The 12,846-nt window shown below is 31.7% G+C and carries 12 protein-coding genes and 1 pseudogene; 10 read left to right on the top strand and 3 right to left on the bottom strand.

The window, feature by feature from the left end; genetic code table 11:
* Positions 1-77: 77 nt before the first annotated feature.
* The 7 genes from OOT12_RS06745 to OOT12_RS06715 all read left to right on the top strand — a co-directional run bounded on the left by OOT12_RS06745 (position 78) and on the right by OOT12_RS06715 (position 6,603).
* Positions 78-965: a PGAP1-like alpha/beta domain-containing protein gene (locus OOT12_RS06745; RefSeq protein WP_265032275.1), complete on the top strand. Its 888-nt coding sequence runs from the start codon at positions 78-80 to the stop codon at positions 963-965.
* Between the two features lie 49 nt (positions 966-1,014).
* A complete protein-coding gene (locus OOT12_RS06740) occupies positions 1,015-2,088 on the top strand; it encodes an AI-2E family transporter (RefSeq protein ID WP_264375194.1) in 1,074 nt (357 codons plus the stop codon).
* 105 nt (positions 2,089-2,193) lie between these two features.
* Complete coding sequence (locus OOT12_RS06735) at positions 2,194-2,829, top strand: DnaA ATPase domain-containing protein (protein ID WP_015588224.1); 636 nt, start codon at positions 2,194-2,196, stop codon at positions 2,827-2,829.
* A gap of 371 nt (positions 2,830-3,200) precedes the next feature.
* Positions 3,201-4,187: a site-specific tyrosine recombinase gene (locus OOT12_RS06730; protein WP_010404031.1), complete on the top strand. Its 987-nt coding sequence runs from the start codon at positions 3,201-3,203 to the stop codon at positions 4,185-4,187.
* A 56-nt stretch (positions 4,188-4,243) separates the two neighbouring features.
* On the top strand, positions 4,244-4,969 hold the full coding sequence (locus OOT12_RS06725; protein WP_029237643.1) for a lysophospholipid acyltransferase family protein: 726 nt from the start codon (positions 4,244-4,246) through the stop codon (positions 4,967-4,969).
* Between the two features lie 43 nt (positions 4,970-5,012).
* Complete coding sequence (gene rpsT / locus OOT12_RS06720; protein ID WP_007302369.1) at positions 5,013-5,282, top strand: 30S ribosomal protein S20; 270 nt, start codon at positions 5,013-5,015, stop codon at positions 5,280-5,282.
* A 79-nt stretch (positions 5,283-5,361) separates the two neighbouring features.
* Positions 5,362-6,603, top strand: a complete 1,242-nt coding sequence (locus OOT12_RS06715) for a citrate synthase (RefSeq protein WP_264375196.1) — start codon at positions 5,362-5,364, stop codon at positions 6,601-6,603.
* A gap of 44 nt (positions 6,604-6,647) precedes the next feature.
* Here the strand turns inward: OOT12_RS06715 and OOT12_RS06710 are convergent, their stop codons facing one another.
* Both OOT12_RS06710 and OOT12_RS07495 read right to left on the bottom strand, forming a co-directional pair.
* Entirely contained in the window at positions 6,648-7,529 is an 882-nt protein-coding gene (locus tag OOT12_RS06710) for a hypothetical protein (protein ID WP_264685265.1), read from the bottom strand.
* A gap of 214 nt (positions 7,530-7,743) precedes the next feature.
* A pseudogene (locus tag OOT12_RS07495) lies at positions 7,744-8,699 on the bottom strand (IS5 family transposase).
* A gap of 446 nt (positions 8,700-9,145) precedes the next feature.
* Here OOT12_RS07495 and OOT12_RS06695 point away from each other — a divergent pair.
* Positions 9,146-9,409: a hypothetical protein gene (locus OOT12_RS06695; RefSeq protein WP_264375198.1), complete on the top strand. Its 264-nt coding sequence runs from the start codon at positions 9,146-9,148 to the stop codon at positions 9,407-9,409.
* Positions 9,410-9,835: 426 nt separating this feature from the next.
* Here the strand turns inward: OOT12_RS06695 and tmk are convergent, their stop codons facing one another.
* Positions 9,836-10,429, bottom strand: coding sequence for a dTMP kinase (gene tmk, locus OOT12_RS06690; RefSeq protein ID WP_010403811.1), 594 nt, complete (start codon positions 10,427-10,429; stop codon positions 9,836-9,838).
* Between the two features lie 106 nt (positions 10,430-10,535).
* Here tmk and OOT12_RS06685 point away from each other — a divergent pair, with 106 nt between their 5' ends.
* Together OOT12_RS06685 and OOT12_RS06680 are read left to right on the top strand one after the other, a co-directional pair.
* The gene (locus OOT12_RS06685) at positions 10,536-11,108 is read left to right on the top strand and encodes a thioredoxin family protein (protein WP_264375199.1); all 573 of its coding nucleotides are present in this window, start codon (positions 10,536-10,538) and stop codon (positions 11,106-11,108) included.
* A 5-nt stretch (positions 11,109-11,113) separates the two neighbouring features.
* Entirely contained in the window at positions 11,114-12,832 is a 1,719-nt protein-coding gene (locus OOT12_RS06680) for a monovalent cation:proton antiporter-2 (CPA2) family protein (protein ID WP_264375200.1), read from the top strand.
* Positions 12,833-12,846 lie beyond the last annotated feature (14 nt).

Here is a 12,846-nt window from a genome sequence, read left to right as displayed (position 1 = left end):
GCATTTTAAAAAAGTTTGATCCAATTCTCAAAAAAGAATATTCTTTTACTAGGTGTAATATATGTTAGAGGGAAATAATGCACGTTGCTAAGTATAATAAAGAAAATGAGATACATCTTATATTTTTTCATGGAATAGGTGATAATTATAAAAATGCGTCCAGGTATATACAAGATAGATCTACATATCTCCATAGGTCTAATTTCTACACTCATGCACATAAATACCCAATTGCATTTCAAAACTATATAACTTACGCAATAGCTAGTTTCTTATTTTTAGGAATATCCATATTATCACCCGCTCTGATATTATTTACCAACCCAATGACGTCTAGGACAGCGAATTCAGCAATATTATCAGCTTTGATTTGCACTTTTTTGTCTATATCAATACTCATGATTCCATTTATAAATAAGAATAAAAGCTTATCTCAGTCTGCGATAAAAAAAATCAATGAATTAATGGACAAGGGTGTAAAACCTGAAAACATCATACTTTTCGGCCATTCCTTTGGAGGAGCAGTTGCATCAGAAGTATTAAAATATTTTACAGACAAAAATATTAAACTTGGAGGCGTTATTTTTACTAGCACTTTCAGCTCTTTTCATAATGCAATAAAGCATTTTCCAATTCCTCAAGCAAAAATTTTAAGTGTACTGCCCTCATGCTTATTGAAAAAGATGCTTAAGGTCCTAAATTTAGATTTTGATATAGTAAGCAATATACAAAAGCTACAAAATGATAATATACCAATAGTAGTCATTAATCATGAAAGAGACACCTTAATACCATATCCTGCACAATTGGCAAAGGCAGTAGATGATCTATTGTTAAATAGAAATTCGATTAAGATCGTTAATCTGAGAGGCTTTACAGATAACCCGCATAACGGGGTTTTATCTAGTTGGCAATTGAGTGAAAATTTGGTTGATCTCATGCCTAATAAAATAATGAATAGATAGTACTTACAAAAAACTGTATATTTTTCGGTAAATTAACTATTCTAAACACATGCAAAAACGTCATATAACTATTTGTTGTGTACTGCTTTTCATAATAGGGGCATTATTTTTGATGCGTCCTATGATTGTTCCGTGTCTAATATCTGTTTTTGTTGCACATCTATTTAACCCGCTAGTAACCAAGTTTGAAAAATATAGAATACCACGTTCATGTTCTGTAGTTTTTATAATACTTACCTTATTGATAGCTTTTATATTAGTTATCACATTTGTTTTACCTATTATATATTTTCAAATTACTTTAATATTAAATTTCTTAGTGAATAAGATACCTTCATTAAAGCTTAAAGTGATTCCTTCTGTGCTAGAATTTCTTAATATAAAAACTGAAGATAGTTTATTTGATCACTTGTCTAAAAATCTAGTAGAAAATTACAGTGATTATATATCTTATTTTATAAATGCTCTTAGTATGGGCAGTAATCTTATAATTCAAGTGCTAAATTCAAGCTTTAATTTGATTTACATGGTATCATTAATAGCTATTACGCTTGTGGTGTTTTTTTATGTATTACGTGATTGGCCTGCAATTGTAGAAAAGGCTAATAAACTAATTCCCATTCTTTACAGAGAAAAAGCTGCAGGTTATTTTTCCAAAGTAGATTTCATTATATCTAATTACCTAAAGGGACAGTTAAACGTATGTATAGTCATGATGATCTTTTACTCCGTGGGCCTTAGCATAATTGGGCTGAAGCATTCTGTAGCTATTGGAATTTTATCAGGAACATTAACATTTATACCCTATATAGGGCCATTATTATACACTATTATCGGATTTTTGAGCGCCATTACTCAATTTAGTGGATGGTTTGAAAGTACTGCTGTCTTGCTATTATTTAGTGTTGGTCAATTAATAGACTCAAGCATATTAGTGCCTTTATTAATAGGAAAAAAAGTTCATATACATCCAACTATCATTATTTTAGGAGTTGTCATATGCACCTCATATTTTGGGTTTATAGGTATATTATTTTTTATTCCAATAATAGGAATGTTCAGTGTATTAGTAGAATATGCAGTCAATAAATATTTTGAAAGTGAGCTTTATAAAAATGGCTAATTAGTTCACGATAAAAAGAAAAAGGACCTCTGATACATTTGGGAGATGCAAGTAAATTTTTATGCAAAAATTATTATCAAAAAGTAGTAATGTAAGAGGCTTTACGTGCAATTAAATTTATTTAGCAATAATCAAGTTGATTATTGCTGGCAAAACTATATCACCTTAGACGAAAATAAGCACGTATATAACTCAATAGTTAACGATTTATCTTGGAAATGCCTGATTCTTTTTGGACCTAACAGCTCTGGAAAAACTCACCTTGCTCATATTTGGCAATCAATAAACAATGCAATTTTTATCAATGTGAATAATTTTGTAAGCGAAATTAGGTATAGCGATGCGTTTATTTTAGAGGATGTACAAAACATTAAAGATGAGGAAATGTTGTTACATTGTTATAATTATATGAAAGAAAATGATAAGAGACTGCTAATCACTTCTTCAATTTCACCAAAAAAGCTTAACTTCAAACTAAGAGATTTAAGCTCCCGAATATTGTCAACTACCAGCGTAAAAATTTTGCCTGCAAGCGAGGAATTATTAAGAATTATGCTAATAAAACGGTTTTCAGATAAACAGTTAAAAATTGATTTAAAAGTGATTAATTATATTCTAGCAAGAATAGAACGTTCTTTCCACAGCATTAATAAAATTATAGAAAAAATAGATAGTGAATCCATAGGATCAAATGTAACCATTCCTTTTATTAACACTTTATTAAAAAAAAGTCCCAAGTGATTCCTTCTGCTGCAAGACATTTGTTATATATATTAAAGATTTATTAATACCCATACAATAATGAAGTTGAAATCACTATCTCTTTATGTTAAAATTATAATAAATACTATGATGTAATAAGCATAAACAGACATAGCTAAGGAATATTTTATATGATAGTAAAACTTACTTTACAGGATGTTTTTTATAGATTTGATGTTATAATTGAAATATGGTAAAAATAAGATCAAATTTAAAAAAAAGGTTAAAACAAAGGTTTGTAGTACTTACTTTATTGATAAATGTTTTATTTATCTCATATTTTCTTATAAAAAATACAAAAAATACTTTTAATCAAATTATAGTCAAAGAAATAAATATAGGAGCTGATAATGAAAAATAAACAACCACAAAATAAAAAAGAGGATCTTTACATAACGTATTACATAGATACTTTGGTTTCCGAAAAATCCTCTACACAAAATACTTTGGAAAGTTATCGTTCAGATTTACACCAACTTGAAAAATTTTTATTAGAAGGAGGCACGACCTTAGTTGGTGCAAGTAAAGCTAATATTAAAGATTATGTAAACTTTTTACGTACACAAAAGAAATATAAAACTAGCTCTATATCAAGAAAAATATCTGCTATCAAAAATTTCTATAAGTGCCTATTTAATGATGGAATAATAGATTTTAATCCAGCACCGGCTAATGATAATGAATTAAGAAATCCAAAGGTTTCCCGTCCTTTGCCTAAGTATTTAAGTGTTCAAGAAATATTTTTGCTCATGGAAACAGTAAAAAAATCAGCAAGCGGATCGAATAAAGAGATAAGCAGTAAAAGGCTATGTGCAATTTTAGATATTCTTTACTCTTCCGGGATGCGTGTTTCTGAACTAATCAATATGAAGTTATGTGAAGTATCACATTTAGTAAACAGTAATGGTAAGGAAGGCTACATAATAATAAAGGGAAAAAGTGGCAGAGAAAGGCAAATCTTTTTTAATCAACAAGCATTGCAAAGCCTTAAAGATTATTTATCAATTCGTGACAATCTGCTCCCTAACAACAAAAAATCTGATTGGCTATTCCCAGGTGATAAACCTAATAAACCAATTACAAGGCAAAGAGTTGGTCAATTAATAAAGGAATTAGCAAGAAAGTGCGATATTGATGAAAATAAAATCTCTCCACATGTGATTAGGCATTCTCTTGCTACCCATCTACTGAATAGCGGAGCAAATATTGTGCTGATACAAAAAATTCTTGGCCATACTAATCTTTCTACAACACAAATATATACTCATATTGCTAACGAAAAGTTAAAGGACAAATTAGCTGATTCTCATCCTATTACTCAGATGATCAATAATTAAACTTATTGCTTTTAGTTTTGTAGTAAAGTTAAATTCAAATAAGTTTACGTGTGTTTGTGATTGCAAGTTTATTATTTAATTTACTCCTTATATTATGGGAAGTATTCTATACTTTAATTACTCTCCCTGTAATTTTCTTTCCTGAGTGTGTAATAACCATTTTCCTTGTTTGCTCGGTGAGAGTTGTATTATTCATGTTGCGTTTATTATGTGGCATTAAATATGAAGTGAGGGGAATGGAAAACATTCCTAAGCAACCTTTTATAATTGCATCTAAACACCAATCTCCATTTGAAACATTTATTTTTATACTACTCTTTAGAAAAGCAGTTTTTATTTTAAAACGTGAATTGAAATGGATTCCATTCATTGGTTTGCATCTCATGGCATTAAAAATGATTTTTATTAACCGCTCAGATGGTATTAGTTCTGTGCGTCATATCATGAAATTAGCAAAAGTGTGTATAAAAGAAAATAGAGGCATAATAATATTTCCTGAAGGTACAAGAACAACTATAAACCAAAATATAAAATATCAATCGGGTATTGCTGCTTTATATAGCGTATTATCTGTTCCTGTGTTACCGATTGCTTTAAACACTGGTTTGTTTTGGCCAAAAAGCATACTTTCTCTGAGAAAGAATCCCGGAAAGGCGGTAATAGAAATATTACCTCCCATATATCCTGGGTTAAACAAAAATGAATTCTTGCAAAGTTTAGAAAAAATCATTGAAGAAAGAAGTAGTAGATTAATTGCAGAAAAAACTGATATTGCAAATTAACAAAAAAACTTTATAATTAAAAGAAAAGTACAGGTATTAATATATGGCAAATCATAAGAGTGCTAAAAAAATGATGAAGGTAATAGCAAAGCGTACTTTAGTAAATAAGATGCGAAAAAGCAAAACTCGTACTGCTATTAGAAGATTAGTTGATATAATCAAGTCTGGTGATAAAGAGAATGTTGTCTTGGCATTTCGGAATGCTGAATCCAATTTACACAAATGTGTAAATAAAGGTGTCATTCATAGGAATACCGCTGCGCGTAAAATAAGTCGCTTAAATGCAAAAGTAAAAGCATTGATGACCGCTTAATACTGTTAATGTAAAGTTAGCTGTATTAATATATACTCTTCAGTTCGTATATTCTGTATAAAATTAAGTAGCTCAAGTGATGGATAAAAAAGCATTATTGGAACTAAGTAATGGGTCAAAAATTGATCTGCCCGTATTAAGTGGAACAGTAGGTCCTGATGTGTTAAATATTAAGGACTTATATAAGACAACAGGATTATTAACTTACGATCCAGGGTTTGTTTCTACAGCTTCATGCTCTTCTACAATTACATTCATTGATGGAGATGAAGGAGTTCTTAAATATAGGGGACATAATATAGCTGATTTGGCAGAGAATAATAATTTTACTGCTGTGATTTATTTATTGCTCTATGGTGAATTACCCAGTTCAGAGCAACACAAAAAATTTCTTCTCAAAATACAAGAATCATCCAAAGTATCAGAGCAAGTTACAAATGTAATCAAAGCATTTCCAAAAACTGCTCACCCTATGTCGATTTTAGTTGCATGTTTTGCAAATTTGTCAGCGTCTTACCATGAAATGCATGGCAACAATGTCAATGGTGAAGATTTAGATTTTGGAATTTCTGCAATAGCAAAAGTTCCTGCAATTGTTGCAATGATTTATAGACATATCAACAATCAGGAATTCATAAATGCTAATAATAAATTAAGTTATAGTGAGAATTTCTTAAATATGATATTTGGCAGTGCTGTTAATAATACCCTTTTTGTAAAAGCTCTGGATAAAATATTTACTCTTCATGCTGATCACGAACAGAATGCTTCTACAGCAGCTGTCAGATTGGTAGGGTCAGCTGGTTCTAATCTATTTGTAAGCCTGTCTGCAGGAGTTGCTACACTTTGGGGTCCAGCACACGGTGGAGCTAATGAGGCAGTTATAAATATGCTAAAAGAGATAGAGCAAAGTGGAGATGTAGATAGATTCATTGAGAAAGCTAAAGATGATAAAGATCCATTTAAGCTAATGGGATTTGGACATCGTGTTTATAAAAACTATGATCCGCGCGCGCTTATATTAAAGGATGCTTGTCATGAGATTTTAAGCAAACTAGAGCAAAACAATGAATTACTTGAAATTGCAAAAAAACTTGAAGAAATAGCTTTAAAGGATGAGTATTTTATTACACGTAAGTTGTATCCAAATGTTGATTTTTACTCAGGTATAATAATGAATGCTATCGGTATCCCTTCAAGTATGTTTACATCCATTTTTGCACTTGCAAGAACCACTGGTTGGGTTGCCCAGTGGTATGAAATGGTAAACGATGAAGAAACCAAGATTTGTAGGCCAAGGCAGCTATACCTTGGCAAATAACCTTTCATTCACAATTCGTCCTCAAATAGTCTAATTTTCTTGAGCTATAAAATACAGCAATCTGATTTTTTACTAGTTGATGTCTGCTTTTTTGCAGAATGCTGGTCAGGCTGTGATACAGACGGTTGGTTAAATGTTGTTTTGGGCTTATTAAAAGAAGATCGTGCTGAAGAAGCGCCAAAGCCACTATCTTTAGCCGAAGCATCATCCCCACCTTTACCTTCACCATAGTAGTCGGGCCTAAGGAATTTGCTTGAGTTTCCATTATGTGATTTACCTATAACTGAATTCTTAGGTGAACCACCAAACACCTTATTATTAATATGATCAACTTCTTTTTCATTTAAAAACTCTATGTAATTATCATAATCAATAACAGGAGCCAAAATTGAATACTCATCTTCATTTTCTTTATGGGAAGTATGCCACATAGAATCAATTGGTAGGTGCGGTAGTGCCTTACAAATTAAATCAACAACTGCGAACTTCAGAGTTTTATTCATTTCATCCTCGGTAATTGGATTATCATCCTCGGTATTTGGAGTATCAAAACAACGGCATGTCAGAGATACTATATGCTTTACTATGTCTTTAACAAGCTTAGGATTATCAAAAATGCTTTTCTTTAGATATACATAATTTCCTTTCTCTTCTAAAAAATCCTTAGTTTTTTTAGGACCATTTTCATAACCTGTTATCCTCGATGAGAGCAAATCTACAAAAGAACGTTGCAAATTTCTATCAACACACTCCGCACCATATAGATAAGATCCCTTATCAAAGACTTCATCAATTATATTATAATCTGTATACTTTTCTATCTCCTTCTCTATATCATTTGGTAGCTCCTCAAAACCTAGTTCCGATTTTTTGTCTTCTTTTTTTTTGCTCTTTAATAAGATCTGTTGCAAATCGCGCGATTTCATTGGCTAGTAAAAACTTTAGATTAGAAACCACCTCTTTCCTCATTGGCACCAAAAATTTATTACCTTCAGGCAATTTCTTTTGGTAAGAGTTAAAAGGAAAAAACTCTGTATAAAAACAATCATCACTAATAGTGTCATCAGAATGCCTTTTTTTCCTGTCATCCCAGTCGGCTTTGTTGCGTAGCTCCTGATAAGGCAGGTAGGTACAGTAAATTCATGCAGCTAATTCGAACTTAGCCATACCTATATCAGTAAATTTATTAAGCAAATAGCACTTAATTAGTAGTTCTTTTTCACGATTTATTTCAGATTTATTCTTGAGACTAAACCCAAACGTTTTTTTCAACCTATAGAAAAAACATTCAACAAAGGATCTTAGTCCATATTTTGTTTCTTGTGTCCATTTCTTTATACCGTTCTCATAGTTTTCACATAATTTAATCACATTAATGTTGCTATTTCTTTCTAATTGATAATCAATTTTCTCATAGATTTTCGCACCTTTTATTGGTCGAATGATTGGTTTTATATTATGTCCTTTACACACTTTATACATACTAGCTTTATCATAAGCTGCATCTGCGCGAACAGATGAAATATTATATTTATCTACTGTTCCCTTTAACATATCGCATGATAATCAAGTGTAGTACCATTAGTGTACTTCATATCTATAACTTTTTTATTATTTATACTTAAAATAATATGTAACTTTCTTACTTGATCATATCCATTATATTTTCTTACTTTTGCATTTTCTTTATTACGTTGATGGGTGTTGTTATAGATACAAATACTGGTGCTATTTATAGCTATTTCAATGTTTTCCATACCATTTTTATCAATTCTACAATCATCAATTTTCAAGTTAAGCTTTTTGAATCTTCTAGAAGCTTGAGTATAGCTAATGACTTTGAGGTCTTTTCCCATTTGCTCTATACAACCTTTTACGAAACCAACTGCTTGTCTTAAGCCAATCCTAAAAAAATGGACTACTATATGTATCAAAATTACAACTTTATCACTATAAATGTTATTGCCACCTGCAACTTTTGGACTATTTTCATACCAATTTTCTATGGCTTGATTAACAAAATGAAAAACATTTCCTCTTTTTTGAAGAAATTTGTTATATTCGTAGCAGTTACTGACCTTCATTTTGACTGGCATATTGGTGGTTAAATACCTGTTTTATAATGATTTCTGTCAGTAACTTCCAGTTTTTTTTACTTGAGCCATGCAACAAAGCCCTTTCGGATAGAAGAATCACTTGACAAACTTCACCAGCCTCTTATCTTACCAATAAGAGTATTTATCCTTGTTTTTGACCTGCAGCTCAATCACAAAATTCAGTAAAAAAACTCAGATATTTATTGGCAAATTACACAAAAATTATAGCGGCTGCATGTCTTTTAAACTTTTTCTACATTCAGCCAAATCGCGCTTGTTAGCACATTATCAATTTAAATTATTAAAACTTGCTATTCGGGACTTCTTTTGCCTTTTTTCTATTTGGTTGGATGATTTTATAAATTAGTTAAAATATTCATAATATTGATTTCTTATCACAACAATGCTATTATTAAGCTAATATTACTTTTAGTGAGGTATGAGCAATGGTTGATGTGGCTTTTATTGGCGTAAATACGGTTATTGATAACGGATACAGAAGAAAAATAAAACTCGTTATGTCAGGGTTATTTTTAGCTGTATCAGCAGCAACTGCTATCTGGTTTATCTTTCCTGGATCGCAAAATGTACTTGCTCCATTCTTGCTTCCAGCTATATTCCTTCTCTTGACTCTGTCTATGGGATATTATACGTTTCTTTTTGGTTGTGAGAAAAAATCTGTAGTAGAAAATGTTCTAGGTATCTGCTGAGTCAGTTAAGAGAATGCGTTGCCAAGACGAGATCGAATCTTTGCTAGCAAAAACAAGAGATACCACAAAAAATAAGTTTTGTAACATACTTTTGTTTTGAGGATCGTATCAAAGCGCACAAACTTGCTTTATACGTAAAAGACATTGATGATATTGCATCTTTAATAAAGAATGAGGATCTTTTAAGTCACTTTGATCAATTTTTTACCATAACTGAAGTAAGCAATAAGAATAGTAGAAATGAGCTAATTAATCGCGCAAGAATATATAGAACAATAAGTGAAAAACCTAAAAATGAAATACAAAGTTTTTTAGCTAATCAAAAAGAGAGTCTTTCGTATGAAATAACGTCACCTAAAATTGATAATTTTTTACCACAGGTTAATGCAGTAACTGTTTAGGTTAGCAAAAGTTCAATACGTATAGCTAAGTCTTTGCAATATCAATAATTTCATTGTGTACATGATTATCACTTTTTTTTTCAATTCCAGTAATAACATTACATCTATTAGATTCTTTTATAGCTATTTCTTGAAATCCTTTTCGAATTTTATGATAGAAATCAATGCTCATTTCTTCATACTTATTTTTATCCTTTGCTCTGCTGAGTCCAACTTGAACATCAATATCTAAAATAAATGTGATATCTGGATATTTAATTTCCACTAATTTGTGTAAGTCTCTTATTAGACTCAAGTCAACACCTAGTCCATACCCTTGATACGCAATAGTTGAATCGATAAATCGATCACAAATAACTGTCTTTCCCTCTTTAAGAGCTGGCAATATTAATTTTTTCATATGTTCGTGCCTCATCGAGATAAGCAGCAAGAGTTCAGAAATAGGATCAATATTATCCTTAAGTAGTAATCCTCTTATTTTTTCTGCAAAATCAGTACCACCTGGTTCTCTAGTCAATACGACATTATTTTCACCGTGAATTTGCTTGAAATAATTTGCAAGTAACTCAGACTGTGTTGTTTTACCAGAACCATCTATTCCTTCGAAGGTTATGAACATAAATTTTATAATTACAATGCTAAATGCAAACAGTGTACATAGAAACCATTTGACATTTAAGCAATAAGATCATAAATTATACACGGTATATAATTCTCTATGAGCTATGGTTGCGCTAGACACTCCTAAGATAGATTTAGACTTTACTGCAAAGAATTTCAATCTCTTGGGAGTGGATAACAAATATTATACATTAAGTGACTGCTATGGGGAAAATGGTCTTATTGTAATGTTTATATGCAATCACTGTCCTTACGTTCAATCAATTATTAGCAATCTAGTAAGCGATGTTAATTTGTTGAAAAAAGATTATCAGGTAAACACCGTTGCAATCATGCCAAATGATGTGAATAAGTACCCAGAAGACTCCTTTGAAAACATGATTAATTTTGCCGAGAAAAATAAGTTTACATTTCCATATTTAATTGACAGTAACCAAGAAGTAGCTAAAGAGTATGGTGCTGTTTGTACCCCTGATCTCTTTGGGTTTAACGCTGATTTAAAACTTCGTTATCGTGGACGTTTTAACAATGCAAAAAAAGAGAAAGTTCAAAATTATGAAATAGGAAGTAGTGATTTATTTCAAGCGATGAAATTTATTGCAAAAACTAGCAATCCTCCAATTGACCAAAAATCAAGTATTGGTTGCTCAATCAAGTGGTCTAATTCTACAGGGTAAATATCATGCACAGTGGCTCTCAGCATTTGTTTGATATTATAATCTTACTTTCCGCTGCTGTGTTTATAGTAATAGCGTTTTGGAAAATGAATATTAGTCCAGTGCTTGGTTACTTTGTTGCAGGTGCATTGATTGGTTCTCATGGATTTAATCTGATACATTCAGCTGAAGTAATGGATAACTTCGCAGAATTTGGAGTAGTTTTCCTGTTGTTTATTATAGGTCTTGAATTGACATTTGAACGCCTCATCGCCATGCGTAGGCATGTGTTTGGGTTTGGTTCTCTCCAAGTTATAGTTACTATGATAGCAATATGGTGCATTGCTCTCGCCTTTGGAGTGAGCATAAACATGGCAGCAGTTATTGGTGGTGGGCTTGCACTATCTTCAACAGCAATAGTGTTGCAGGTTCTGCAAGAAAAGGGTTCTCAAGCAAGCCAAGTTGGTAGATTGTCGATAGCAGTGCTACTAATGCAGGACTTTGCAGTGGTACCTCTAATAGTACTAGTGCCCCTGCTTACTGGCAATTCTGAACACAGCTTAATAAGCTCGTTGGCAGGCTCATTAGTACAAGCAGCTATTGCATTGGTGTTGATATTTGTAACTGGTAGGTTATTACTGAGGCCATTGTTTTCGGTTATTGCCAAAATGGAGAGTAATGAAATCTTTATATCAACAACACTTCTGATAATATTAGGATCAGCATTTATTACTGAACAATTTCATTTATCAATGGCATTAGGTGCATTTGTTGCTGGGTTACTAGTTGCAGAAACAGAACACAGGAATTCGGTAGAACATGCAGTATTGCCATTTAAAGACTTATTTCTTGGTTTATTCTTTATGACTGTTGGCATGTCTATTGATATTGACCTTTTACTCAATAAGTTACCACTCGTTACTTTATTATCAATTATCCTTATCGTTTTAAAGACGTCCATTATATATACATTGTGTAGATTTTTTGGATTTAGAAGTGCACCTGCAATACAAGCTGGATTACTGCTTGCACAAGGTGGTGAATTTGCATTTATTTTATTCCGTTTAGCAGATGAATTAGATGTACTATCAAGTGAAATCGCTCAAGTGCTTATGATGGTAACTACAGTAACTATGGCTTTTACTCCTCTTTTATCGGGAATTGGAGACTGGATAGCAAATTCATTTAGCACTGAAAAAATAATACTAGACGATGAAGCAATCGAAACAGACACACAAGATCTTTATAACCACGTAATAGTTGCCGGGTTTGGTAGAGTGGGATATATGGTAACGAAAATGCTTACTGCAGAGCATTTAAGTTATGTTGTTGTAGATATTCAATCAAAAATAGTGAAAGAAGGAAAAAATGACAGTTTCCCTATATATCTTGGAGATGCTACAAGATATGAAATTTTAAAATCAGTAGGAATAGAAAGAGCTCAAGCTCTTGTGGTTTCAATAAAGAACGAAGTCACTATAAAGAAAATAGTTTCTCTAGTTGCAACAAACTTCCCGCATGTAAATATTATAATACGTTTACCAGATTTGAATAATGTGGAGGTTTATAAAGATCTAGGGGCTAGTAAAATTATTCCCGAGACGTCTGAGATTGGATTGCAGCTAGGTGGAGCAGCATTAAGCTTAAGTGGAATTAGCGAAAGCGGAGTTACATCTTTAAAAGGTAAATTTAGAAAAGGCAACTACAGTATGTTAAAAGACCTTGGTAGTGATAAAGATGAATGATCCTCTATCACTTT

This window comes from Wolbachia endosymbiont (group B) of Parapoynx stratiotata, from assembly GCF_947250635.1.
In the GTDB taxonomy this organism is placed as follows: Bacteria; Pseudomonadota; Alphaproteobacteria; order Rickettsiales; family Anaplasmataceae; genus Wolbachia.
Note: the sequence above shows the minus strand (reverse complement) of the source record. Positions and strands in the feature narration are given on the sequence as shown.